This is a genomic window from Streptomyces xantholiticus (assembly GCF_014651015.1).
Classification (GTDB): Bacteria; Actinomycetota; Actinomycetes; order Streptomycetales; family Streptomycetaceae; genus Streptomyces; species Streptomyces xantholiticus.
This window is the reverse complement of record NZ_BMWB01000024.1, coordinates 88528-113121: the sequence shown is the minus strand read 5'-3', so window position 1 is coordinate 113121 and position 24594 is coordinate 88528. Positions and strand designations below refer to the sequence as shown.

General features: G+C 70.9%; 24 protein-coding genes and 2 pseudogenes. 12 read left to right on the top strand and 14 right to left on the bottom strand.

The window, feature by feature from the left end:
* Positions 1-66 precede the first annotated feature (66 nt).
* Positions 67-738, bottom strand: a complete 672-nt coding sequence (locus IE198_RS28270; RefSeq protein WP_229834406.1) for a TetR/AcrR family transcriptional regulator — start codon at positions 736-738, stop codon at positions 67-69.
* A 98-nt stretch (positions 739-836) separates the two neighbouring features.
* Here IE198_RS28270 and IE198_RS28265 point away from each other — a divergent pair, with 98 nt between their 5' ends.
* Genes IE198_RS28265 through IE198_RS28255 form a run of 3 tightly spaced genes read left to right on the top strand, consistent with a single transcriptional unit; the run spans position 837 to position 1977 of the window.
* On the top strand, positions 837-1001 hold the full coding sequence (locus IE198_RS28265; RefSeq protein WP_189891619.1) for a hypothetical protein: 165 nt from the start codon (positions 837-839) through the stop codon (positions 999-1001).
* A 59-nt stretch (positions 1002-1060) separates the two neighbouring features.
* Complete coding sequence (locus IE198_RS28260; RefSeq protein ID WP_189891617.1) at positions 1061-1468, top strand: VOC family protein; 408 nt, start codon at positions 1061-1063, stop codon at positions 1466-1468.
* Positions 1465-1977 carry an anthrone oxygenase family protein gene (locus IE198_RS28255; protein ID WP_189891615.1) on the top strand — a complete coding sequence of 171 codons (513 nt, stop codon included), beginning with the start codon at positions 1465-1467 and terminating at the stop codon, positions 1975-1977. Before IE198_RS28260 ends, IE198_RS28255 begins: the two co-directional genes overlap by 4 nt.
* On the opposite strand, the gene IE198_RS28250 is transcribed toward IE198_RS28255, so the two are convergent.
* From IE198_RS28250 to IE198_RS28245, 3 genes and pseudogenes are all read right to left on the bottom strand, one after another.
* A complete protein-coding gene (locus tag IE198_RS28250) occupies positions 1961-2131 on the bottom strand; it encodes a DUF397 domain-containing protein (protein WP_373300009.1) in 171 nt (56 codons plus the stop codon). The two genes, IE198_RS28255 and IE198_RS28250, sit on opposite strands and share 17 nt — an antisense overlap.
* Positions 2129-2182, bottom strand: a pseudogene (locus tag IE198_RS36725) (DUF397 domain-containing protein); the annotation flags it as partial. The gene IE198_RS28250 and the pseudogene IE198_RS36725, both read right to left, overlap by 3 nt.
* Before the next feature lie 11 nt (positions 2183-2193).
* Positions 2194-3019: pseudogene (locus IE198_RS28245) on the bottom strand (helix-turn-helix domain-containing protein).
* 114 nt (positions 3020-3133) lie between these two features.
* Between IE198_RS28245 and IE198_RS28240 the strand changes: the two are divergent.
* Positions 3134-3535, top strand: coding sequence for an ATP-binding protein (locus tag IE198_RS28240; protein WP_189891599.1), 402 nt, complete (start codon positions 3134-3136; stop codon positions 3533-3535).
* 5 nt (positions 3536-3540) lie between these two features.
* Here IE198_RS28240 and IE198_RS28235 read toward each other — a convergent pair whose 3' ends face one another.
* Positions 3541-6318, bottom strand: coding sequence for an alpha/beta hydrolase family protein (locus IE198_RS28235; RefSeq protein ID WP_189891597.1), 2778 nt, complete (start codon positions 6316-6318; stop codon positions 3541-3543).
* Positions 6319-6490: 172 nt separating this feature from the next.
* Positions 6491-7369, bottom strand: a complete 879-nt coding sequence (locus IE198_RS28230; protein ID WP_189891655.1) for a chitinase — start codon at positions 7367-7369, stop codon at positions 6491-6493.
* A gap of 435 nt (positions 7370-7804) precedes the next feature.
* On the opposite strand from IE198_RS28230, the gene IE198_RS28225 reads away from it, so the two are divergent.
* A complete protein-coding gene (locus IE198_RS28225) occupies positions 7805-8077 on the top strand; it encodes a DUF1876 domain-containing protein (RefSeq protein WP_100108473.1) in 273 nt (90 codons plus the stop codon).
* A 30-nt stretch (positions 8078-8107) separates the two neighbouring features.
* On the opposite strand, the gene IE198_RS28220 is transcribed toward IE198_RS28225, so the two are convergent.
* The gene (locus IE198_RS28220) at positions 8108-8848 is read right to left on the bottom strand and encodes a DUF4232 domain-containing protein (RefSeq protein ID WP_189891595.1); all 741 of its coding nucleotides are present in this window, start codon (positions 8846-8848) and stop codon (positions 8108-8110) included.
* Positions 8849-9057: 209 nt separating this feature from the next.
* Between IE198_RS28220 and IE198_RS28215 the strand changes: the two genes are divergently transcribed.
* Entirely contained in the window at positions 9058-10461 is a 1404-nt protein-coding gene (locus tag IE198_RS28215; protein WP_229834404.1) for a helix-turn-helix domain-containing protein, read from the top strand.
* Between the two features lie 30 nt (positions 10462-10491).
* On the opposite strand, the gene argS is transcribed toward IE198_RS28215, so the two are convergent.
* Complete coding sequence (argS, locus tag IE198_RS28210) at positions 10492-12279, bottom strand: arginine--tRNA ligase (RefSeq protein ID WP_189891590.1); 1788 nt, start codon at positions 12277-12279, stop codon at positions 10492-10494.
* Between the two features lie 180 nt (positions 12280-12459).
* Here argS and lysS point away from each other — a divergent pair, with 180 nt between their 5' ends.
* Both lysS and IE198_RS28200 read left to right on the top strand, forming a co-directional pair.
* On the top strand, positions 12460-14193 hold the full coding sequence (gene lysS, locus IE198_RS28205; RefSeq protein ID WP_189891588.1) for a lysine--tRNA ligase: 1734 nt from the start codon (positions 12460-12462) through the stop codon (positions 14191-14193).
* A 280-nt stretch (positions 14194-14473) separates the two neighbouring features.
* Positions 14474-15019: a hypothetical protein gene (locus IE198_RS28200; protein WP_189891587.1), complete on the top strand. Its 546-nt coding sequence runs from the start codon at positions 14474-14476 to the stop codon at positions 15017-15019.
* A gap of 139 nt (positions 15020-15158) precedes the next feature.
* On the opposite strand, the gene IE198_RS28195 is transcribed toward IE198_RS28200, so the two are convergent.
* From IE198_RS28195 to IE198_RS28185, 3 genes are all read right to left on the bottom strand, one after another.
* A complete protein-coding gene (locus IE198_RS28195) occupies positions 15159-16490 on the bottom strand; it encodes a DUF2637 domain-containing protein (protein ID WP_189891585.1) in 1332 nt (443 codons plus the stop codon).
* Positions 16491-16611: 121 nt separating this feature from the next.
* Positions 16612-17328 (bottom strand): DUF3558 family protein, encoded by a 717-nt coding sequence (locus IE198_RS28190; RefSeq protein ID WP_189891582.1) that lies wholly within the window; start codon positions 17326-17328, stop codon positions 16612-16614.
* Positions 17329-17513: 185 nt separating this feature from the next.
* Positions 17514-18398, bottom strand: a complete 885-nt coding sequence (locus IE198_RS28185; RefSeq protein WP_189891580.1) for a DUF3558 domain-containing protein — start codon at positions 18396-18398, stop codon at positions 17514-17516.
* Positions 18399-18580: 182 nt separating this feature from the next.
* Here IE198_RS28185 and IE198_RS28180 point away from each other — a divergent pair, with 182 nt between their 5' ends.
* Positions 18581-19774 carry an RtcB family protein gene (locus IE198_RS28180; RefSeq protein ID WP_189891578.1) on the top strand — a complete coding sequence of 398 codons (1194 nt, stop codon included), beginning with the start codon at positions 18581-18583 and terminating at the stop codon, positions 19772-19774.
* A gap of 70 nt (positions 19775-19844) precedes the next feature.
* Here the strand turns inward: IE198_RS28180 and IE198_RS28175 are convergent, their stop codons facing one another.
* Entirely contained in the window at positions 19845-20384 is a 540-nt protein-coding gene (locus IE198_RS28175; RefSeq protein ID WP_189891576.1) for a GNAT family N-acetyltransferase, read from the bottom strand.
* A complete protein-coding gene (locus IE198_RS28170; protein WP_189891574.1) occupies positions 20384-21148 on the bottom strand; it encodes an SDR family NAD(P)-dependent oxidoreductase in 765 nt (254 codons plus the stop codon). Before IE198_RS28170 ends, IE198_RS28175 begins: the two co-directional genes overlap by 1 nt.
* 122 nt (positions 21149-21270) lie before the next feature.
* Here IE198_RS28170 and IE198_RS28165 point away from each other — a divergent pair, with 122 nt between their 5' ends.
* Complete coding sequence (locus IE198_RS28165) at positions 21271-21756, top strand: HU family DNA-binding protein (protein ID WP_189891572.1); 486 nt, start codon at positions 21271-21273, stop codon at positions 21754-21756.
* Positions 21757-21784: 28 nt separating this feature from the next.
* Here IE198_RS28165 and IE198_RS28160 read toward each other — a convergent pair whose 3' ends face one another.
* Complete coding sequence (locus tag IE198_RS28160; protein WP_189891570.1) at positions 21785-23281, bottom strand: FAD-dependent monooxygenase; 1497 nt, start codon at positions 23279-23281, stop codon at positions 21785-21787.
* 128 nt (positions 23282-23409) lie between these two features.
* Here IE198_RS28160 and IE198_RS28155 point away from each other — a divergent pair, with 128 nt between their 5' ends.
* Both IE198_RS28155 and IE198_RS28150 read left to right on the top strand, forming a co-directional pair.
* Positions 23410-23985 (top strand): TetR/AcrR family transcriptional regulator, encoded by a 576-nt coding sequence (locus tag IE198_RS28155; protein WP_189891568.1) that lies wholly within the window; start codon positions 23410-23412, stop codon positions 23983-23985.
* A gap of 96 nt (positions 23986-24081) precedes the next feature.
* Positions 24082-24591 (top strand): MarR family winged helix-turn-helix transcriptional regulator, encoded by a 510-nt coding sequence (locus IE198_RS28150; RefSeq protein ID WP_189891566.1) that lies wholly within the window; start codon positions 24082-24084, stop codon positions 24589-24591.
* Positions 24592-24594: the final 3 nt, after the last annotated feature.

Here is a 24594-nt window from a genome sequence, read left to right as displayed (position 1 = left end):
GGCCCGGTGCGAGCGTGCGCACCGGGCCGTCCGGCGTGTGCGGCGACGGCGACACGGTGCCCGCGGTCAGGCGACCGCGTAGTCGGCGAGGGCCGGTTCGAGCAGGTCGAAGGCGCGGGCGGCCTCGTCCCCGACGGTCCGCGCGATGTCGTCGCCTGAGTGGCCCGCGAGGGTGAGCTCCTGGATGCGCCCGAACAAAACCCGGTGCGTCGCGCCCAGCAGCGCGGCCGCCGTACGGGGCGTGATGTCGTCGGCGGACGTGCCCGTGGCCCGGGCGAGGGCGTGGGCAAGGGCCTCCTCGCGCCGGTCGTGCAGACCGCGCAGGCAGGCCGACAGAGTCGGGCTGTCGTCGATCATGCGCGAGAAGTCCGGGCCCGCGAATCCTGCGATCGGATCCTGGGCCGCGACGGCGGCCTCGAACGCGCGGCGCAGCGCCGCGAGGGCCGATTCACCGGAGGACCGGGAGGCGACGGTGTCCGCCAGGCTCGCGGCGAACGCCTCCTGGTGGTCCAGTGCCATGTCCTCCTTGCGCGGGAAGTAGTTGGTCACCGTCTTCTTCGCCACGCGCGCGGCGTCGGCGATCTCCGCGATGGTCGTCCGCTCGAAGCCCTGGGCCATGAACAGCCTGGTCGCATGGTCGGAGATCAGCTGCCGTGTCTCGCGCTTCTTGGCCTCTCGTAGGCCGGGCGACGCGGCGTGCGCCGGGGGGCCCGTCATCGTGCTCGTCTCGGTACTCATGAGGGAATCTTACATCCGTAGCATTTTTATGTTGACAGCCTGACTCTCCTCCGTCTAAGTTTACGTCCAACGTAAGTTTCTATCGAGGGGAACATCGTATGCAGCGAATCGAGCTCGCCAAGCTCCTCGCCGACCAGGCGACCGGCAACCAGGCCGCCCGTGGACGGCAGCAAGGCGGTCGACAGCCCGCACAGCTCCATCCCGTCCGCTTCCAGGACAACCACCGCCGCGCACGCAACCTCCCGCGCCGCAGCTCCTACTGACCGACCCGACCGCCACCGTGGCGCGCCGGCTCCCCCGACCTCCGGAAAAGGACACCGCCTTGCAGATCACCGCCTCCACCGTCTCGCTCACCGTCGACGACGTGGCCGCTTCCCAGGCCTTCTTCACCACCCACCTCGGCTACCAGGAGCAGGCCGCCGCCGACGGCTTCGCCTCCCTCACCCGGGCCGACGCCGCGGTCGACATCGTTCTGCTGCGGCGCGGTATCGAGGTCCTGCCCGCAGAGCAGCGCGACCAGCACGCCGGCGGACTCATCCTCGCCTTCACCCTCACGGGGCTGGAGGCCGAGGAGAAGCGGCTGCGCGCCGAAGGCGTCGAGATCACCATGCCGCTGCGCGAGGAGCCGTGGGGCGAGCGGCTCTTCCAGGTCACCGACCCCAACGGGGTGATCGTCCAGTTCGTCGAATGGGTCACTCCCGCCGCCGACAGCGCAGAGGAGAACGTATGAGAACACTGAGCACCGCGGCCCTGGTGGCCTCCACCGTGGCGACCGGGCTGATGGCCGGTCTGTTCGCCGCCTTCGCCTACGCGGTCATGCCGGGTCTGGCCCGCTCCGGCGACCAGGCGTTCGTCCAGACCATGCAGCACATCAACCGCGCCATCATCAACGGCTGGTTCCTGGTGCCCTTCCTGCTGCCGCTGCCCCTGCTCGTCCTCGCGGCGGTCCGCCCGGGCGGCGGGCACGGCGTCGGGGCCCGCTGGTGGATCGTGGCCGCGCTCGTCCTGTACGTGGTGGCGTTCCTTGTGACCGGCACGCAGAACGTGCCGCTCAACGACGCGCTCGACAAGGTGTCCCTCGCGCGCGACCCCGCTCAGCTCGAGGCCGCTCGGGCGGCTTTCGAGGATACATGGGTCAGATGGAACACCGTCCGGGCCGTCCTGCACACGGCGGCCTTCGGCTGCCTCGCGTGGGCCCTGTACGTCCAGGGCGCACAGGGTCTCAGCGCAGGTCGCTGACGAAGGCCGTCCAGGCGGCCGGTGCGAGCGTCAGCACCGGGCCGCCGGCAGTCTTGGAGTCCCGGACGTGGACGGCGGCGGGGTGCGCGGCGACCTCGACGCACTGTCCGCCTTCGCTGCCGCTGTGGGTCGACTTGCGCCAGTTGTAGGCCACTTCGAGGCACTGGCCGCCCTCATCGCCGCTGTAGCTGGACTTGAACCACTTCAGTGCGGTGCTCATCTCTCTCCCAGCAGCCGGTCCAACAGGCCCGTGCTGTCCTCGGGGTTGAGGGCCTGTGCCCGCAGCATCGCATACTTCTGCGCAAGGATGCTGACCTCGTCGGGGCCGATGAGCAGCTGGCTGCCGCGCTGACCTTCGGTGTAGCCAACGAGCTGATGATCCGGGGTCTCCAGCCAACGTGAACGGGCCGTTGAGCCCCGCGTGGCTGGTGCGGCCGAACGGCATCACTTGCAGCGATACGCCCGGCAATTCGGCGCACGCGCGTAAGTGACGGACCTGCTCCTCGTACACCTCGTTCCCGCCGATGCGGTCCATGAGAATGGCCTCCCACATCACGAAGCTGATCGTCGGCGGCCGGGTCCGCGCCAGGATCTCCTGGCGTGCGACGCGGGCGGCGACCTGTGCCTCGATCTCGTCGGCATTGAACGCGGGCACCCGGCTGCGGAAGACCCCGCGCGCGTAGCGCTCGGTCTGGAGCAGGCCCGGGACGACCTGGTTGTCGTACCAGGACAGCGCGATCGCCTCGCGCTCCAGGTCCATGTACTCCTCCGCCCACGCCGGAATCAGGTCCACCTCCGGCATGTGCTCGACCGCGACCGACAGCGCGCCCTTCGTGTCGAGGCGGTCGTCGAATCTCTGCGCGAGGTCCGGCTTCAGCGGACGATGGCCCTGTTCGATCGAGGCGACCGTCTCCTCCGCGAGGTTGAATTCCGTCGCGAGTTCACGTTGCGTGAGGCCCGCGGCCTCTCGGAAGCGGGCCAGTTGGCGGCCGACCATACGCACTGCGGTGGCGTTCTTCCGTTGGCGTCTCCTTGGGTGCATGTCTGACCAACTCCCCGGACACGGTCGTACGTTACGCCTCCGCCACCCGTACAAATGAAACGTACGGGTCGACGGAGTGCTGCCGGCCAGTCACCCGCCGCGACGCTCTTGCCCGTGGACAAGACGATGCAAGACGAGGACCTGCGCGAGATGTTCTGCCGCCGCGAGCGTCGATCGGTGGCCGCTGCAAGGGAGTTCGTCCGTGAAGCACTGGGCGCGTGGGGATGGGGCTCACAGGCCGACGACATCACGCTGTGCGTGAGCGAGCTCGCGACGAACGCGCTGGTGCACGGCGTACCGCCGGGGCGTGGTTATCTGCTGCGGCTGTGGCTGTACGAGCAAGGGACCGCCCTCCGGGTCGAGGTGCACGACAGCGGCGCCGGGCGGCCCTGCGTCCGCGCCCCGGCCGGTGAGTCGGGGCGCGGACTGCTGCTGGTGGACGCGCTGGCCGACACCTGGGGTGTCGGCCGGCGCGACCCGGGCAAGGTGGTGTGGTGCGCGTTCACCCTGCCGTGACGGGGCTACGGTGCGTCGGTCACCGCGCCGGTGAGGGCCGTGCCCTGCGGCCGGCCCTCGTCGTCGACGGGCTGGAGGCCCACGTACTCCGCCGGCTCTGCCACCCGGTCGCCGACCGTGGGCACGGTCACCTCCGCGGTGGTCCTGCCGGCTGGTACGGACGCCCACAGGTAGGCGTACTCCAGCCGGGACAGCGGGACCTCACCGGCGGGGACCTCGCCGATCATGTCCAGCAGCCACTGCCGGTCGACGTCCTTGGTGGACAGCTCCGGGCGGCCCGGGACGCCCACGAACCGGAGTGTCGACGACATCTCCACGTCGGCGGGCGCGGAGAGGGCGATCTGCCACTTCAGCGGCTGCCCCTCCGTCACCTTGTCGGCGACGGGCTTCACGGTGATCTTGGGCATCGGGTCGTCGTTCTCCGCGGTGACCCCGCCGGAGTACGTGCCGACGACGGTCCCGCGGACCGCTTTGACGAGCACGTCGTTGGCCACGTCCCAGGAGTACCGCGTGTTGCCCTTCACCTTCACCTGTATGTCGATGCCGCTGCCGCCCGGCCCTACCCTCACCAGCCGGTGCTTCGCCTGACCGGTGGCGGGGTCGAGGACGTACAGCCGGACCGTGCCGCCGCCCTTGCCGGACACGCGTACCGGCACCTGGTACGTGCGGACGCCCGAGTCGCCCTCCTTGACCTTCAGCCGGCCGATGTCGATGCGGGCCAGCGGGGCCTCGCGCACGGCAGGCGTGCCGGGGCCCCATGCCCAGGCGTCCATCAGCCACGCCTGGCCGGAGCGGCTGCGCGGGATCAGCTCCAGGGAGGCGATTCGGCGCAGGTCGAGTCCGGCGCGAGCGGCGGCGGAGAGCGGTACACGGACCTCGCGCGCCCAGTAGGAGGCGGTACGGTCGCTGCCCGGCAGGCCGTCCACCCGGACGCGGCCGAGGTTCGCCCGCTTGCCGGAGTCGTCGGTGACGGACACGTCCAGTTGCGTCCCGGTGGTGTTCGGCGGCACGAAGACGCGCAGCGCGAGGCCCTTGGCGCCGCGCACGGAGAGCGGCTTCTCCGGTCGGACCTTCACCGCAGAGCCCGGCGCGGACCAGCGCAGCGCCACGGCACGGCGGCCGGTCTCACGGTCCGGCTGCCAGTGTGCGAAGTGCGGCGAGGAGCCGCCGGCCTCCGGATTCAGGCAGGCAGTGCGCGGGTCGGGGTCCACGGCGGAACACAGCCGTCCGCCGGTCACCTTCACCGAGCCGTCGGGGAGGAAACCGGAGCCCCGGTTCGCGCCGACCCCGTGGGTCAGGACACGCGCCGGGTCGGCGGAGGGGGCACGGCGGCCGGTGCCGTCGAGCAGCTCACGCACCCGGTCGTCCCCGGCGACGAACAGCCGGGCGGCAGCGGCGATGTAGGTGGCGCCCGCCCGGTGCTGCTGGTCGGCGGTCAGCCGGGTCGCGGTGCCGGGTGAGCAGACCGGGTCGGGCTGCTCCGGGTCGTGCCAGAAATCGTCGTCGGCGGGTGCCTGCGCCTGGCCCGGCGTCCACTCGCTGTTGAAGTAGTTGTGGTTCGCGCCGACCATGTAGACCGCGCTGTGCAGCGCCTTGCCCCTGCTGACACCGCGGGTGCCGTCGGCGTACACCTGGCCCTGGAGGTCGGAGACGTCGCCGTCGCATCCCGGCAGGATCGTCAGCGACGGGACGTCCGGCACCGGGTTCTGGCCGAAGATCGTCGGGCCGATGAGCACGGTCCCGCGGATGTGCCAGCGCACCTTGCCGCGGTAGCCGTCCTGACCGGCCGGGGCCGGGTACAGGCTGTCCATGGCCGCACGGTTGACGCCCTCACCGCCGCGCGAGTGTCCGACGAGCAGCACGCGGGACAGGTCGGCCTTCGGCCCCTTGCGTACTGCCTCCGGTGCCGTGGCCGGGTTCGCGGCCCAGTCGGCCCAGCGGGCAAGGTGCTGCCGCACCAGCGAGGAGCGTGCCTGGGCGCCGCCGTCCTCGGCTTCCCCGTCCTGGCCGTTGATGCCGTTGGCGGAGATCGAGACGGTCACATAGCCCTGGGAGGCCAGCAGTTGCTGGTCGCGCAGATAGCCCCGGTGGCTCGGGATCGGCTCGGCACCCTTGGCGCAGGGCCAGTCGATGGTGACCTCGTCGTCCTTGCCGGGGACGTAGCAGGTGGCGTGCCGGCCGTGCAGGAACAGCGCGACCGGGCTCTTGCCGGTGGCGCCCTTCGGCGCGACGACGACGCCGCGCATCTCCACGGGTGCGGGGAAGCCGGGCAGGCGGACCGCGTCGAGCGCGTACTCGCCGGTGGTCGTGCGGTACTTGCCGGGCCTGCCGGGGTCGACGGAGCCCGCGGGGAGCTCGGCGGGAGGCTTGGCGGCGGGCGGCGGGGAACGCCGGTCGCGAGCGCCGTCCGCCTCCTGGTCGAGCCGCCGGCCCGCCGCCAGCACCTGGAGGTCAGCCAGGTCCGCTGTGCGCGCGTCGTCCAGGGGCAGCCGGAAGGTCCGGCCGTCGTTCTCGGGTTCGGGTACGCCGACCAGCTTGCCGTCGGCGTGGAACTCCACCCGGGCGTCGCCCGCGGGCACGGGCCGCGGTGAACGCCACTCCAGTGTGTTCTGCCCGGCGGTGTTCGTGATCCTCCAGCCGGACGGCAGACCCTCGTTGTCGTCGGCCACCGCGGCGGGCGGGCTGCCGGGTGGCTGCGGCGCGGCGTGCGCCACCGCGGGCGACACCACCGCCATCGTGAGTACCGCTGCCGCGGTGACCCATGTCTTCCGGGTACGTATCAACGTTCCCCCTCCTCGACCCCGTTTCTCGGGCACCCTGGTCTGCGGGCGCCTCTCGACCTCGGAGGACGGGGAGAGGATCCTGTGGGTTGCCTGGGGCCGGCGTGACATGGTGCGGCCGCGGCCGGGGGACGAAGTCTCCCCGGTCCGCGGCCCGTTCAGTGGCGGGGCGGCCTCAGCAGTAGAGGTTCCCGCCGGTCGGCACGCCCAGGATCTGCGCGAACTGCTGGTACTTGCCGACGCGGCTCTGGACCTGCGCCGGGTTCTTGCCGTCGCACTCCAGTGAGCCGTTGATCGAGCGGATGGTGTGGCCGAAGCCGGCCTGGTTGACCATGGCGTTGTGGCCGGTCATCGTGCCGGGGCCGGTCTGGGTGTTCCAGTACCAAAGGCCCGTCTTCCAGGCGACCGCGGCCTCGTTCTGGACCCGCCACGGGTTGTTCAGCAGGTCGATGCCGAGTGCGTCGCCCGCGGCCTTGTAGTTGAAGTTCCAGCTGAGCTGGATCGGCCCGCGGCCGTAGTACGCTGCCTGGCCGGCCGGGCAGCCGTAGGGCCGGCTCCAGTCGCAGTAGTGCGGGTAGTTGGCGGTGTTCTGCTCGACGACGTGGACCAGGCCGCCGGTCTCGTGACCGACGTTCGCGAGGAAGGCCGCGGCCTCCTGCTTCTTCACCGTGTCGCTGCCGGTGTTGGCGAAGCCGGGGTAGGCGCTCAGGGCCGCCGTGAGACCGCTGTAGGTGTAGAAGGAATTCCGGTTCGGGAACATCTGGTTGAACTGCGACTCGCTGACCACGAAGCCGGACGGGGAGGGGGTTCCGCCGCCGCCGCACGTGTACGGGTCCCAGTACCAGGTGCTGATCGTCGGGCTGTAGCCGGGGTTGTCGTGCTCGGCTATGTAGTACGAGCCGTCGTACCTGACAACGTTGCCAGTCGTGTACCAGGCGCCCTGCTGCCAGTTCGGAGCGGTGTCGCAGACGGTGGCCGCGGGGGCCGCGGACGCGGAGGGCATCAGGACCGCGGCGAGGCCGGTGGTGGCGAGGATCGCGACCAGCAGGGCCATGAGACGTGTTCTCAGCACTCGATCACTCCTTTGAGCGCAACGGCCTTACCCCGAGCGGTAGTTGCACTCCGGGCTCGGCCGCCGTGGGGGGCTGTGGGCACACTCAAGCGCGATTGGCATGATCGAGTCAAGGTATAGACCAATAATGACTCGCGGGTAAGTTCGCAGTCCTGGCGTCGGCCAGGGCGTGCCCATCGCCCTGCGCGGGCAAGGCGGCTGTCGGGAGCGAGACGGCCGGGGACGGTCTGCGACGGTGTGCTGCGGGAGAGCCGACCGCGCCGGAGTACACCGGGACATGGATGTCCGGTCGATCCTCGTCCGCGAAGACGCGCGAGCAGCGGGAGAGCGCGAGGCCCGAAGGAGCATCAGGTGACGGGTCGCGATCAGTGACCGCGCGGCGCACCCTTGAAGGGGTACCGCTGGAGGTGATCAGCCATGAAGACACTCGTCGGATGGCACATCGAGATGGAGTTCAAGGAAGACGGCGACCGGACGAGGGCGGCCGCCATGGTGAGGCTCGGTGACGGCACGGAGTACCGCGGTCACGGAAATGCGAACCGCCACCGGTCCGACGAACCGCAGCTGCTGGTCGGCGAGGAGATCGCGGGCGCACGCGCCCTGATGGACCTCGCCTCCCAGTTGCTGCAGAAGGCCCACACGGAGATCGACGATGCGGCCGGGCGGCCCTCGCGCGACATCGTCCGCTGACCGGTCGGCGGCTCGCTGCCGCCCGTCGGGTCAGTACATGAGGGCGTCGTCCATCGAGCTCTGCCAATAGCTGACGCTCGTGGTGGTGTCGGTGTACGTCCCGGCCGGCAGGTCGATCACGGCCGGTGCGGCGTTCGTCGAGCCCGAGCCGCTGCGCGGCGCGAAGCTCACCGCGAGCTTCGCCGCCGTGCGGCCGTTGTTCCCGCTGCCGTCGGCCGCCGACAGCATGACGGACGCGTAGGCGGAGTCCCCGGGGGCGAGGGTGACGACGGCCTGCGGCCTGCTGTGGACGTCGATAGCGGTGGCTGCTTGCGCCTCGTCGAAGCGCAGCAGGGGCGCATGGTAGGCGTTGCACGACTTGGAGCCGGTGTTCGTCATCGTGAGCAGCGCGTGGTTGAGGGGGCGGCGCACGGCGCTGTAGGTGACCTTCACGTTCGCACCGCAGGCGGTCATGACGGGGCCGGATTCCTCGGACCCACCACCTGAGCCGGAGCCGGGGGCCGCCGTGGAGCCCTTGTTTCCGCTTCCGTCTCCACTGCCACCGCCCTTGCTGCTCCCGCCGTTGCCGGCCGGCGCGTCCACCGAGGGACTCTTCCGCCCGGCCGGGTCCGATGTCGTGAGCGGTGACGGCTTCTGTGTGCCGGTGGCGCTCACGGAGGGCGCCGCTCCCTCGTCCCGGGCGCCTTCCTCGTTCTGGCAGGCCGTGAGCGAGAGGGCCGCGATCAGGGCGGTGGCGGCGAAGCCGGTGGAGCGGATGAGCCTGGTGCGCATGGTGGTCGTTCTCCCCGTTGGAAGGTCGTGCCTCTGTCGGTGCCTTGCGGCGTGATCACAGGTTGGGCGGGGGCCGATTCCGGCCGCAACGCCCCATGAACCATTGGGGATGCTGGAACGCCTGCGCTTACTCTGACCTGGGCGGAAAGCCCATCCCTGGAACGCCGTTCCGGGACGCGGCGGTGGCGAAGAGGCGGGGGAGAGCAGCGGTGGCGACGACGCCGGAGGCCGAGGAGCTCGCAGCCGTGCTGCGGCGGTTGAAGGACCGCTCGAAACTCAGCTACGGAGTGCTGGCCGGCAAGCTGCACGTGAGCACGTCGACCCTGCACCGCTACTGCAACGGTGACGCCGTTCCGGCCGAGTTCGCTCCCCTGGAACGACTTGCGCGGCTTTGCGGTGCGCAGCGCGAGGAGTTGGTCGATCTTCATCGGCGGTGGATCCTCGCCGACGAGGCGCGCCGGCGAGGACGGGCCGGGACGGACACGGCGGCTGCGGCGGCCGGCGGGACCGGTGCCGAAACGGCCGACCCGCCCGAGCCCCGGAGCGCCTCCGCTGCCCAACAGCCCGAACTCCCGCCCGCCGACGCGGTCGGCACCCGGCCCGGCGACGCGGTCGGCACCCCGCCCGGTGACGGCTCCCAGCCCGCCGACGCGGTCGGCACCCGGCCCGGTGACGGCTCCCGGCGCAAACGCCTCCTCGTGGCGCTCGCAGCATCCGCCGTTGTCGTCCTCGCCGTGCCGGTGGCCGTCGTCGCGAGCAACGGCAGCGGCTCCGGCGGCGCGGAGGGCAAGGACAGGGCACCCGCCGAAGCCGTGGACCCCACGGGGAGCGCTGCCCCCGGTTCCGCTTCCGGCGCGGCCTCCGCCCCGGCCTCCGCCCCGGTCTCGGCGAGCGCGTTACCGAGCAGCAGCAGCAGCCGCCGCCCGGCACCGAGCGCCTCCCGGGGGAGCACGAACCCGTCCGCGAAGACCGGCCGACAGGGCGACCCCCCGGACGGCGGCGTGCCGCTGCGCGTCGGGATCAGTTCGTACAACTGGGACTCGCCGTGCGGCCAGTACTACCTGCTCGACCGGAAGCCGGACGGAGTCCCGCCGCCGCCCGCCCCGCAGGACCACCGCAGCTGGGCCCGCGCGCTCGGCGGCATCGACGCGGGCCGGATGCATCTCCAACTGACCGCGACCGGCCGGACACAGGACTCGGTCGTCATCAGCGCCGTGCACGTACGGACCGTGGCGCGAGGCGCGGCCCTCGCCCGGCCGGCGTACTCGATGGGCGAGGGATGCGGCAGCGGAGTCACCCCGCGGACCTTCGACATCGACCTCGACGCCGGCCGTCCCGTCGCGAAGCCCGTCGCGGGGACGGACGGCGATCTGACCGTGCCCGCCAAGGACTTCCCCTACAAGGTGGCGTCGAACGACCCGCAGGTCCTCAACTTCGACGTCCACACCGAGGGCCACGACGTCAGCTGGTACCTGGAGGTCGCCTGGAGCAGTGGTGACCGCAGCGGCACCGTCCGCATCGACGACGGCGGCAGCCCGTTCCGTGTCAGCGCCATCGAGGGCCGCCCCCTGTACGACTACTGGCCGGACAAGAGCGAGTGGGTGGCTCGCTGACTCGTCCGGCCGGTGTGCGCAGTCGTGTGATCAGAGTCGCTCGGGCGTACGGATGCCGAGCAGCGCCATGCCCTGGTGGAGCGTGCGGCCGGTGAGGTCGACGAGGAAGAGGCGGTTCTCCACGACCTCGGGAGCGTTGTCGTCGCTGAGCACATGGCACTGGTCGTAGAACGTGGTCAGGTGCGACGCCAGCTGGTACAGGTACGCGGCCAGCTTGTGCGGCTCGTACGACGACGCGACCTCGGCCAGCACCTCGCCGAACTGGTCCAGGTGCAGACCGAGCGCCCGCTCCGCCGGGGCGAGCGGCAAGTCGGCGTGGGCGACGGGACGCCGCTCGCCGGCCTTGCGCTTGATCGACTGGACACGGGCGTACGCGTACTGGAGGTACACCGACGTGTCGCCGTTCAGCGACACCATCTGGTCCAGGTCGAACTTGTAGTCGCGCACCGCGGACGTCGACAGGTCGGCGTACTTCACCGCGCCGATGCCCACATAACGGCCGTTCTCGACGATCTCCTGCTCGGACAGGCCCACCTTCTCGGCCTTCTCGCGCACCACGGACGTCGCCCGGTCGATCGCCTCGTCGAGCAGGTCGACCAGCCGCACCGTCTCGCCCTCACGGGTCTTGAACGGCTTGCCGTCCTTGCCGAGGACCGTGCCGAAGGCGAGCTGGTGCGCCTTGACCTTGTCGTTCAGCCAGCCGGCCCGGCGCGCGGTCTCGAAGACCATCTTGAAGTGCAGGGACTGGCGGGCGTCCACGACGTACAGCAGGGTGTTCGCGTCCAGGCTCTGCACCCGGTTGCGGATCGCGGAGAGGTCGGTGGCGGCGTAGCCGTAGCCGTTGTTGGACTTCTTCACGATCAGCGGGACCGGGTTCCCGTCCGGGCCCTTCACATCGTCGAAGAAGACGCACAGCGCGCCCTCCGAGCGCACGGCCACACCCGACTCCTCGAGGATGCGGCAGGTCTCGTCGAGCATGTCGTTGTAACCGGATTCGCCGACGACGTCGGCGTCGCGGATCTCCATGTCGAGCTTCTCGAAGACCGAATTGAAGTAGATCTTCGACTCGTCGACGAACTTCTGCCACAGCGCGAGGGTCTCCTCGTCACCGGACTGGAGCTGCACCACGCGGTCGCGCGAGCGTGCCTTGAACTCCTCGTCGGTGTCGAAGACGGCGCGCGCGGCCTTGTAGAGCCGGTTGAGGTTGGACATCGCCTCCTCGCCGGAGACCCCGTCCTTGTGGTCCAGCTCGTGCGGGTGCTCGATCAGATACTGGATGAGCATGCCGAACTGGGTGCCCCAGTCGCCGATGTGATGGCGGCGGACCACCTTCTCGCCCGCGAACTCCAGGATCTGCACCATCGCGTCACCGATCACCGCGGACCGCAGATGACCGACGTGCATCTCCTTGGCCACGTTCGGCTGGGCGTAGTCGATGACCGTGGTGCCGGCGTCCGCCGCGTACGGTACGCCGAGGCGCTCGTCCGCGGCACGGGCGGCCAGCGTCTCGGTGATCGCCCTGTCGGTGATCGTGATGTTCAGGAAGCCGGGGCCGGAGACCTCGATGTCCTTGACCACGTCGCCGTCGCCGGTGCCCGCCGTGGAGCCGCTGTTGAGCGCAGTGACCACCTGGGTCGCCAGCTCCCGCGGGTTGCCCTTGAGCTTCTTCGCGAGCGCCAGGATGCCGTTGGCCTGGAAGTCGGCCCGGTCGCTTCGTCGCAGCAGCGGGTCGGCGGTTCCGGCCTCCGGCAGGGCTGCCGAGAGGGCGTCCGCGAGGCGCTGCTGCACGGTCGAAGCGAGGGAAGGGACCGAGGCCATGAGCTTCCGTTCCTGTCAGGGGGACTGTTGCGGCTGTCAAGTATCCCATGGAGAGGCAAGGCGTTTCCCGAAAGAATGGGCTACGTACGGGCAAGCCCGGAGGGACCCCCTCCGTCTGGGAGAATGGCAGGGGGCCAACCCCGGCTTTCGAGCTGAACCGAACTTTTGAGAAAGAAGGACGTGCCGACCGTGGCTCAGAGCAGCACCGAGACCGACTGGGTCTCCCGTTTCGCTGACGAGGTCATCGCCGAGTCGGAGCGACGTGCGCCTGGCAAACCGGTCGTCGTCGCCTCCGGGCTGTCCCCGTCCGGCCCCATCCACCTCGGCAACCTCCGCGAGGTCATGACCCCGCACCTGGTCGCCGACGAGATCCGGCGGCGCGGCCACGAGGTCCGCCATCTCATCTCGTGGGACGACTACGACCGCTACCGCAAGGTGCCGGCCGGCGTCGAGGGCATCGACGAGTCCTGGGCCGACCACATCGGCAAGCCGCTCACCTCGGTCCCCGCGCCCGCCGGCTCGGCGCACCCGAACTGGGCGGAGCACTTCAAGGCCGCGATGACGTCGGCGCTCGCCGAGCTCGGCGTCGCATACGACGGAATCAGCCAGACCGAGCAGTACACGGCGGGCGCCTACCGCGAGCAGATCCTGCACGCGATGAAGCACCGCGCCGACATCGACGCGATCCTCGACCAGTACCGCACCAAGAAGGCCCCCGCCAAGAAGTCGCAGAAGCCGGTCGACGAGGCCGAGCTCGAGGCGGCGGAGGGCTCCGGCGCGGCAGCTGAGGACGACGGCAGCGGCGGTGCGGGCGGTTACTACCCGTACAAGCCGTACTGCGGGCATTGCGAGAAGGACCTGACCACCGTCACCTCCTACGACGACGACACCACCGAGCTGTCGTACATCTGCACGTCCTGCGGCTTCGGCGAGACCGTCCGGCTGAGCGAGTTCAACCGCGGCAAGCTGGTCTGGAAGGTCGACTGGCCGATGCGCTGGGCCTACGAAGGCGTGATCTTCGAGCCGAGCGGAGTCGACCATTCCTCGCCGGGCTCCTCCTTCGTCGTCGGCGGTCAGATCGTGCGCGAGGTCTTCGGCGGCGTCCAGCCGATCGGCCCGATGTACGCCTTCGTCGGCATCAGCGGCATGGCCAAGATGTCCTCCTCGCGCGGCGGTGTGCCGACGCCGGCCGACGCGCTGAGGATCATGGAAGCGCCGCTGCTGCGCTGGCTCTACGCCCGCCGCAGGCCCAACCAGTCCTTCAAGATCGCCTTCGACCAGGAGATCCAGCGGCTCTACGACGAGTGGGACAAGCTCGCCGCCAAGGTCGAGGACGGGACGGTGCTGCCCGCCGACGCGGCCGCGTACTCCCGCGCCGTCGGCACCGCCGCCGGCGAACTGCCGCGCACACCGCGCCCGCTGCCGTACCGCACGCTCGCCTCGGTCGTCGACATCACCGCCGGCCACGACGAGCAGACCATCCGCATCCTCAGCGACCTCGACCCGGCCAACCCCCTCGACTCGCTGGACGAGGTCCGGCCGCGGCTCGACCGCGCCGAGAACTGGATCACCACCCAGGTCCCGGCCGACCAGCGCACCGTGGTCCGAGGCGAGCCGGACTCCGAACTGCTCGCCTCCCTGGACGACCAGGGCCGCGAGTCGCTGCGCCTGCTGCTGGACGGCCTCGACACCCACTGGTCGCTGGACGGCCTGACCACACTCGTCTACGGCGTGCCGAAGGTGATGGCCGGCCTGGAGCCGGACGCCAAGCCGACGCCGGAGCTGAAGGTCGCCCAGCGCTCCTTCTTCGCCCTGCTCTACCGGCTGCTGGTCAGCCGTGAGACGGGCCCGCGTCTGCCGACGCTGCTGCTGGCGGTCGGGGCGGACCGGGTGCGGAAGCTGCTGGCCGCCTGACGGTCGCCTCCTTCGGAGGGCTCTCGTCCCCACGGGGGCGAGGGCCCTTCGCGGTTTGCCCGTTCCGTGCATGTTCTGACCGGTGGTCGTCAGAGGTGGGGCGCCCTGCGGGAAACGCGGGGCGACGACGGACCGACGCCCCCTCGGTCGCCACCGTCCACCGCACCCACGGGCTCCTGTGGCACAAAAATCGTGCGAGCAGCGCGTGGCAACGTGTTTCCCGACACCACTCGGGTGAGCATGTCCGGACCCGGCCCTCTTCCCGCACCGAGGCGATGCGATGACCGACCGCGCCGACCGCGCCGACCACGTCCGCCCCGAGAGCGTCGCGCCGAGGCGGATCCTGCGGCACCGGCCGGCGGAGCAGTCGCTGTTCAGCGGCATCTACGGACTGGTGCTGGCCAGCGCCCTGGTCGCGGCACTGGACGCGACGGGCGAGAAGGCGGACCCCGGTCCGGATGCGCTGTGGCTACTGATGACCGCGCTGGCGTCGGGCGCCGCCCACGGGTACGCGCACGTCATCGCCCAGCGTGCGTCCGCCGACGGATCAGCCACCACCAGCGGACTGCGGCTGGTGCTGGCCGAGTGGCCGCTGCTCGCCGTCGTGCTGCCCACGGTGGGGATACTGCTCGCCGCCGTGGCCGGGTGGTGGGCGGAGGCCACGGCTGTGGACGTCGCCCTGCTGTTCAACGCCGTCGCACTGTTCGGCTGGGGTGCCTGGGCCGCCCGCACCGCCGGGCACGGATGGCCGTCCTCGTGCCGGGCTGGAGGCCTGGACATGCTGATCGGCCTGGTGATCATCGGCGCGAACGCCCTGATCAAGTAGGCGACGGGCGCCCGCGAAATCTGCTGCCGGTCACCCTGCGCCCGGTGTTGCGAGGCAGAACTCCGGGTGCCGGAACGGGCGGGAGCGGGGTGGGCCGGCTCACGGCAGCCGCGCGCCCGGCAGGCCCTCCGTTCTCGGCTCAGGCGATGTGCTCGGCCTCCAGCTCGGCCTGGTGCCGCTTCTGGAAACCGGGCAGCAGCTGGCGCAGCAGCGCCGCACTGCGCGGGTGGCGCACCCCGTGGCGGTCGGCGAGCAGTATGTCGAGGCGGTCGGCGCTCGGATAGTCCTGGTACTCGTCCACGTACTCCGTGAACACGGGGTACGCCGCCTCAGCGAACTCGGCGTCCTCGATGGCGGAATGAGGACCCGGCTGCGGCTCGTCGGCCACCAGGGGCCGGCCCTGCTCCTGGCGGTCCTCGGCGTACTGCTCGTACCTCTGCGGCTCAGGGCCTGGTCCGAGCGGCCGGGTACGGCCGCCGGGGCCCGCCGGAACCGGCACGGGGACGGGTTCGAAGCCCTCGACGAACGTGGGGTTGTACGACCCCTGGTACGCCTCCTGGGCAGCCTGCGAGGCCGCGAACCACGGGCTCTCGAAGAGGGCGGGGTCGGCCTGCCCGAGAGCCTGGTCCTGGGCGTGCTCCCGGACCTGGTCCAGCGCCTCGTCCGGGTCCGAGAAGGCGCCGCCTGCCCGGGGCTCGTGCTCATGGGCGCGCTCCGCGCCCGCCGACAGCTCCACGGCCCGCGGCAGTTCCGGCTGCGCCGGAGCCGGCGGCAGCAGCACCGGCTCGATGCCTGCGGCCGCCAGACCCGCCGGGGCCGTCTCCGCCAGCGGCACGCCGAACTTCGCGAGCCGCAGTGGCATCAGCGCCTCGATCGGGGCCTTGCGCCGCCACGACCGCCCGAAACGGGCCTGCAGCCGGGCCTGGTAGATCAGCCGGTCCTGCTCGAGCTTGATCACCTGCTCGTAGCTGCGCAGCTCCCACAGCTTCATCCGCCGCCACAGCTTGAACGTCGGGACCGGGGAGAGCAGCCAGCGGGTGAGGCGCACGCCCTCCATGTGCTTGTCGGCCGTGATGTCGGCTATCCGGCCCACCGCGTGCCTGGCCGCCTCGACCGCGACCACGAACAGGATCGGGATCACCGCGTGCATACCGACACCGAGCGGGTCCGGCCACGCCGCGGCGCCGTTGAACGCGATCGTCGCGAACGTCAGCAGCCAGGCCGTCTGGCGCAGCAGCGGGAACGGTATTCGCATCCACGTCAGCAGCAGGTCCAGTGCGAGCAGCACACAGATGCCCGCGTCGATGCCGATGGGGAAGACGAGCGAGAAGGTGCCGAAGCCCTTCTGCTCGGCGAGCTCGCGCACGGCGGCGTACGATCCCGCGAAGCCGATCGCGGCGATGATCAACGCACCCGCGACCACCACCCCGATGAGCACTCGGTGCGTACGTGTCAGCTGCATCGCGGCCACCCGCGACCCTCCCCAATTCCTGGACCCGATTCCGGACCGGATTCCCGAACCGGCGGGCACAGCCTGGCACATGCCACCGGAGCCGGACCGTCCGGGCTCCCGGCGTTACGCACTTGTGTACTTACTTGTTGGCGGTCGTGACCGAAGCCACGGCCTCCTTCGCGGCCTTGAGGGCGTCCTTCGTGATGTCGGACGTCGAGGGGTTCTTCGCGCCGGCGTAGCCCGTGCCGTTGTAGGTGAGGGTCACCACACCGTTCTCGGTGCGGGCCACGACCGTGGCGTACGTGAAGTCCTCGTCGGTCTTCCGCAGCCGGAAGTTGACCGTCGTCGCCTCGTCCCCGATGCCCGGGGCCGGTGACGTCTTCACGTCCTTGGCGCCCTCGGTCGCCTTGGCCTTCGCGATCTCCTTCTCGTACGACTCCTCGGCGCGCTGCTCGGCGCTCACCCCGAGGGATGCGTCGGAGTCGTAGCGGAGGAACGAGACATCGAGCCAGCGGTACTGCGAGCCCTTCACACCGTTGTCGTCCAGGCCGTTCCAGGAACAGCTGCCGCGACGTGAGACGTCCGACGACTTGCCGTCCGTGCCGCCCTTGGTCTTCGTGCCCGGCACCAGGTCCTCGATCGTCTTCTCACCGATCGAGTCGCACGGGTCCGGCAGCTTGGCGAACTTGGCGGGCGCGACGGTCGGGGACTTCTTCGCCTCGGGGATGGGGGAGGCGGAGGACGCCGAGTCCTCGGACTTGCCGTCGGAGTTCGACGAGCAGCCTGCGACGACGAGCATCACCGGGACGGCGGCGCAGGCGAGTATGCGGGTGAGTCGCGGGGCTGAACGGTGCATGGTTCCTTCAGTCGGTCGTTCGGTCAGGCAGCGGTCGTTCGGTCAGGCGGGCGGCCGGCCCGGCCCGGCGGCCGGCTCGGCGGCCGCTCAGCGGTCGGTTCGGCGAGGCCACCGTACGCGGACACGGCACGTCATTGGGCCGGACCCCCGAAGGCGGACGGATACGTGAGTGGCCGCGGAGCCGCTCACTCGTCGAACTGCTCCGCCAGCTTCCTTGCCAGACTCTGGGCCTTTTCCTGCAGTTCCTTGCTGTCGGGGACCCCGGTCGACAAGGCCGGCTGCTCGCCGTACACGACGGTGACGATCACGTTCGATGTGCGGAACACCACGCTCACGGTGCGGCGCTGCGCCGTGGAACCGGCACGGCCGAGCACATCGTCGATGAACGCCGCATCGCCGAGGCCGTCCAGCACCCGCGGCTCGAGGCCCGCAGTGGGGGCACCCGAGGACGGGACGCCGGCCGTGCCCGGTGTGGCGGAACCGGCCGCAGTGCCCGTCGACACGCCGGGCTGCGCAGCGCCGTCCGCCTCGCCGCCGCCCGCAGGAGCCGCGGTGGGCGACGGCGAGCCGTCGCCCACCGCGTCCGTCGCCGACGCCTCGCCGGAAGGCTCCTGCGGGGGCGCGGTCGCGATCGGGACAGAGGCGGACGCCAGCTTTGTCGCGAAGACCTCCTGCGCGCGGTCGTCGTCGCTGACGGCCGGGTCGTAGGAGACGACCCGCTCGAAGTCGACCCGTAGCTGGTGCGAGGCGTTCGGGGAGTCGCCCTGCCAGCTGCACGCGACCCGCCGGTCCGTGTCGTAGGTGACGCCTGCGGTGCCGCGCAGCGCCTGCCGCTGCTGGTCCTCGGGCAGCGTCGCCGTGCCGGGCAGCAGGTCCTTCAGGGCGGAAGGCTCGACGGCCCCGCACGGCTCGAGGAGCGTGCGGTACTTGCCGGGGGCCGCCACGGCGGGCGTGGCCCCGTTGGCCTTGGCGTCGATGTCGGAGCTCTTGGCGCCGGTCTCGGCGGTACAGCCGGTGACCAGCGCCGCGAGCAGCGCCGCCACGCCGGGCAGGTACGCCTTTCGTTGCACGCCCGGGCTCCTCTCTGTCTGCTCCGTGCCGGTGTCGGGGCGAAAACTGGTTGCCGCCCGTCGGAGGCCGATGGACACAATGTCTATCGCACACGCTGCCGTCGCCGCCGGTCTGTCGGGTCTTTCACGGTTGTTGGTCACGGCTTTTGCGTTTGAAGCCATTTCGGGGGAATCGAGTAGTTATGTCTTATGTGGAGATGCCGGGCGCCAAGGTCCCGATCCGTATGTGGGCCGACCCGACGACGGTCGAGGACGTCGCGATGCAGCAGCTGCGGAACGTGGCCACGCTGCCGTGGATCAAGGGCCTCGCCGTCATGCCGGACGTGCACTACGGCAAGGGCGCCACGGTCGGCTCTGTCATCGCGATGCACGGGGCGGTCTGCCCGGCCGCCGTCGGTGTGGACATCGGCTGCGGCATGTCGGCGGTGAAGACGTCGCTGACCGCGAACGACCTGCCGGGCGACCTCTCCCGGCTCCGCTCCAGGATCGAGCAGGCCATCCCGGTGGGCCGTGGCATGCACGGCGAGATGGTGGACCCCGGCCGGGTGTTCGGTCTTCAGGCGGCAGGCTGGGGCGACCTCTGGGACCGCTTCGACACGGTCGCGGACGCGGTCAAGTTCCGCCGGGAGCGTGCGACGAAGCAGATGGGCTCGCTGGGCTCCGGAAACCACTTCGTAGAGGTGTGTGTCGATACGTTCGACTCCGTCTGGCTGATGCTGCACTCCGGTTCGCGGAACATCGGCAAGGAACTGGCCGAGTACCACATCGGTGAGGCGCAGAAGCTGCCCCACAACCAGGGTCTCGTCGACCGTGACCTCGCGGTGTTCGTCTCCGACACCCCGCAGATGGCCGCCTACCGCAACGATCTCTTCTGGGCGCAGGAGTACGCGAAGTACAACCGCGCGGTCATGATGGGACTGCTCAAGGAAGTGGTCCGCAAGGAGTTCAGGAAGGCCAAGGTCACCTTCGAGCAGGAGATCAGCTGCCACCACAACTATGTGGCGGAGGAGCGGTACGAGGGCATGGATCTGCTGGTCACCCGCAAGGGTGCGATCCGTGCCGGCAGTGGCGACTTCGGGATCATCCCGGGCTCGATGGGCACCGGCTCGTACATCGTGAAGGGCCTCGGGAACGAGGCGTCCTTCAACTCCGCGTCGCACGGAGCCGGCCGCAAGATGAGCCGCAACGCGGCGAAGCGGCGCTTCACCGCGCGGGATCTGGAGGAGCAGACGCGGGGCGTCGAGTGCCGCAAGGATTCGGGTGTCGTGGACGAGATCCCCGGTGCCTACAAGCCGATCGAGAAGGTCATCGACCAGCAGCGGGATCTGGTCGAGGTGGTCGCGAAGCTGAAGCAGGTCGTCTGTGTGAAGGGCTGAGGAACGCATCGCGCCTCTCCCGGCACGCCCCGGACCGGATCGGTCCGGGGCGTGCTGCATTCCCCCGTTCCTAGGCGCTCGGGGTCGGCAGGGCCTTGTGGAAGAACGTGGTCGGGCGCAGTGTGCCGTACGGGTCGGCGGCGTAGTCGGAGACGGTGCCGAGCGCGGTCCAGCCTGCTGCGCGGTAGAGGTTCTCGGCGGCGCTGCCGGTCTGGGTGTCCAGCATCAGCAGGGTGCGGCCGCCGGTGCGGGCGAACTCCTCGGCCGTGGTGAGGAGTCGGCGGGCGGTGCCGCGGCCGCGGGCGGCGCGGTGGACCAGGAGCTTGGCGATCTCGGCGCGGTGGCGGCCGTTGGTGGAGGTCTCGCATCTGAGCTGGACGGTGCCTATGAGCCGGCCGCCGTCGTGGGCGGCCCAGAGGATCACGCGTTCGTCGGTGAGGTCGGGAGCGAGGGACGTCCACCAGTCGGCGGCCTGTTCGGCGCTGAGGGACGCGGTGAAGCCCACGGAGGCTCCGTCGTCCACGGCGTCGAGGAGGAGCGCGGTGAGACCGGCGGCTGCGGTGGGCAGGTCTTCGGCCGCGATGCGCTTGATGGTGGGGGCGTCGATCATCACAGCTCCCTGTGCACCTTCGAGTTGGAGGCCTGGGCCCGGGGGCGGACGACAAGCAGGTCGATGTTGACGTGGGGCGGCCGGGTGACTGCCCAGGTGATGGTGTCGGCCACGTCGTCCGCGGTGAGCGGCTCGGCCACGCCCGCGTAGACCTTGGCGGCCTTGTCGGTGTCGCCGCGGAAGCGGGTGGTGGCGAACTCGTCGGTCTTGACCATGCCGGGAGCGACCTCGATCACGCGGACCGGGGTGCCGACGATCTCCAGGCGAAGGGTCTCGGCGAGGACGTGTTCGCCGTGTTTGGCCGCGACATAGCCGCCGCCGCCTTCGTAGGTGCCGAGGCCGGCGGTGGAGGAGAGGATCACGACGGTCCCGTCGCCGCCCGCCGTGAGGGCGGGGAGCAGCGCCTGGGTGAGGTTGAGCGTGCCGATGACGTTGACCTCGTACATGCGGCGCCAGTCGGCGGGGTCGCCGGTGGCCACCGGGTCGGCGCCCAGGGCGCCGCCGGCGTTGTTCACGAGGACGTCGCAGCGGTCGAGGGCCGCGGCGAAGGAGTCGACGGCCGGGCGGTCGGTCACGTCGAGGGCGTGGGCGATGGCGTGGTGGCCGGCGTCGGTGAGCTCGGCGGCCAGGGCTTCGATGCGGTCCTTGCGGCGGGCGGTGAGAACGACGTGGTAACCGGCGGCGGCCAGTTGACGCCCGGTGGCCGCGCCGATGCCGCTGCTTGCTCCGGTGATGACGGCGACGGGGGGCCCAGCGGTGCTCATGCCTCAGCTCCTTGCGCGTGTGATCGAAGTTGATCGACGTGACGCCAGAATAGATCGGGCAGGACGCGCCGGAACTGACTGACAATCACACCTGATTCCGGGCGAATAGGTATCTTCTGGCTATGTCTGTGATGCGCAGGGCGTTGTCGGCGGGGGCGGCAGCGGTGTTCTTGATGACGGGGTCGGGAGCGGCGAGCGCCGGTGCCGACGGCGGGGCCGTCGCACCGGAGTCCGATGTGGCGCACCACGGCCATGTCTCGCTGGGCGACGGGCGGCTCAGGATCTCGCTGACGACAAGGAACCACGGGCCGTCCGATCTGGAGGACGTGACCGTACGGCTCTCCCTGTCAGTGGCACCGGCCGGTGTGCCGCTGCTGCCGCGCGGCTGTCTGCGCGCGGGTGAGCGGGACGTGCTCTGCGCGACGGGGCCGCTGAGAGCGGACGGGCTGGGCCGCAAGGTCGGCCTGGAGCTGCTGGTGGCCGGTCTTCCACAGGAGGTCGTCGTGCGGGTCGGCACGGCCTGGAACGGCGGCGCGAGCGACCGGGACCGGCACAACGACGAGCACGAGGTCCTGGTGCCGGCCACCGGCGACCGGTACGTCTTCTGACGCCCTGACCGGGGGCGGGGCGAGCCGGTCACCGCGGCGTCCCGTGGTCGCAGGCCCAGGCGATGTAACCGTCGGGGCGGATCAGCAGCGCGGTGCGCCGGGCCGTCGTCCAGTGGGCCTCTCGCACGGGCCCGGGGGCGGCCGGGGCGTCGGGTGCCCCGCCGGAGGGGCCCACGAGCACGAACCGGCCCTCGCGCAGCAGTTCGTACAGCCGTCCCTCCGCGAGTCGCAGGTCGGGTGCGCGCCGGCCGGTGAGGCGGTGGGAGCCGCGCGGCCGGCCGTACGAAATGCCGATGCCGGAGATCATGCCCAGCGCCTTGGCGGCGGCGGGGTGGACCGAGCTCAGGAGGCGGGCCGCGAGTGAGCGGCCCGCCCGCTGGAGCGGGGTGTGTGCCATGGCGAGGCGCACGATGGCGCCGCTGCTGCGCAGGACCGCCGCGCCGACCGGATGGCGTTCGGACTCGTAGGTGTCGAGCAGTGCTTCCGGATCGGCGGTGCGGCCCTGGACGGCCGAGGCGAGCTTCCAGGAGAGGTTGGCCGCGTCCTGCAGGCCGGTGTTCATGCCCTGGCCGCCGGCCGGGGAGTGGACATGCGCGGCGTCGCCGGCGAGGAAGACGCGGCCCTTGCGGTACGAGGGGGCCTGGCGCTCGTCGCTGTGGAAGCGGGAGATCCAGCGGGCGTCGTGCATGCCGAAGTCGGTGCCGAGGGCGCGGCGGGCGATCTCGCGCACCTCGTCGAGGTCGACGGGCTCGCTGTCGGCCACCTGGCGGCTGCGGTTCCAGCCCATGACCCGGTACCAGCCGTCGCCGAAGGGGGCGACGAACGCGAAGGCGTCCCCCGCGCCGTTGACCGTGAGGAGGTCCGCGGGCTCGTCGGTGAGCTTCACATCGGCGAGCACGATGGACTTGATCACGGAGACACCCGGGAACGGCAGGCCGATCGCCTTTCGCACGGTGCTGCGTACGCCGTCGGTCCCCACCGCGTAACGCGCGCGAAGGGTGGTGCGGGTGCCGGAGGCGTCCTGGAGTCGGACGGTGACCGAGTCGCCGGACTGGTCCAGGCCCGTGAGCTCCGTTCCGTGACGGAAGGTGGCACCGGCGGTCACGGCGCGGCGCTCCAGCAGCTTCTCCACCTCGTACTGCGGGGTGATGAGGAGGAACGGGAAGCGGGAGGGCAGCCGGGACAGGTCGAGGGACAGGCGGCGGAACAGCCGCAGGCCGGTGATCTCCGTGCCCTTCTTCACCAACTCGTCGGCCAGGCCCCGGGCGTCGAGCAGCTCCAGGGTGCGGGCATGCACTCCGAAGGCGCGGGTGATGTTGCTCGTCTCGTGGGGGCGGCGCTCCAGGACCGTGACGCCGACGCCCGCGGACGCGAGGTCGCCCGCGAGAAGCAGCCCGGTGGGACCGGCGCCGACGACGATGACGTCGGTGTCGAAGCCCGGCTGGATGGTCGGCCGGTGAGCAGGCGCGGCGGTGGTGCCGCGGTGGCGGGGGTCCGTGCTTCCGGTGCTCGGCGTGCCGGTCATGGCTGCCTCCTGGATCCGGGCGCTCGAAAGGCTGCGCCGTTGGTCAACGGACGTTGGTCAACGCTTGTTGGCAAATGTAGGCCCAGGCTCTCTGGCGTGTCAACAGTTGTTGGCCTACAGTTGTTGGTATGACGACCGAAGTGCCGACGGGCCCCCGCCGCTCCGATGCCACCAGGGCCGCGATCCTTGAAGCCGCCCGCGAGCGCTTCGCGGCCGACGGGTACGAGCGCGCCACCATCCGCGCGATCGCCCGCGACGCCGGTATCGACCCCTCGATGGTCATGCGCTACTACGGGAACAAGGAGGGGCTCTTCGCCGCCGCCTCCGAGTTCGACCTGCGCCTGCCGGAGCTGGGCGCGCTCCCCTCCCGCCACGCCGGTGCCGTCCTCGTCTCCCATTTCCTGGACCGTTGGGAGCAGGACGACGTGCTGATGGCGCTGCTGCGCGCGGCCGTCACCCACGATGCGGCCGCGGAGCGTGCCCGCTCGATCTTCCGCGACCAACTGGGCCCTGTTGCGGTTGCCCTGTGCCCCGACCCCGCGGAGGCGCCGCGGCGGGCCGCGCTCATCGCCTCACAGATACTCGGCATGGCGCTGGCCCGGTATGTGCTGCGCCTGCCGCCCGCAGTGGAGATGACGCGCGAGGAGATAGTCGGCTGGCTCGCCCCGACGGTGCAGCGCTATCTGACGGAGGAGCGGCCCTGACGGCCGACGGAAGCGGCCCTGACGGCCGACGGGAGGGGCCCTGGAACCGACGACGGGCGGCCCCGAGGCCCGGATCCTGCGTCCTACACTCTCTGCATGACGCAGAAGGACGCGCCACGACACAAGGCGGAGAGTGCCGGGCGGGCCGCTCTGATGGGTGAGCTGCGCACCGCGTCACGCCGTTACATGGCTTCCTACGCCCTGTTCAACCAGGCGGTCGCCGACCACCTGCGACTGCACCCCACCGACCTGCAGTGCCTGAACCTCCTCAGCCTGGAGCCGGGGCCCGTCACCACGGGCCGCATCGCCGAGCTGACGGGCCTGACCACGGGCTCTGCCACTCGCCTCGTCGACCGCCTGGAGCGCTCCGGCCATGTCACCCGCGAGCGCGACACCCATGACCGTCGACGGGTGCTGGTGCGGCTGGTGCCCGAGCGCATGGCGGAGTTCGGTGCACTGTGGCAGCGGTTGAACGGCCCCTGGACGGCCATGTTCGACGAGTACGACGACAAGGACATCGCCCTGCTCATCGGCCATATGCACCGCACGGTAGAACTGTCGGCGGCCCAGGTGGAGCGCCTGCGCGGCGGCGGAGTGGACCTCTGAGCA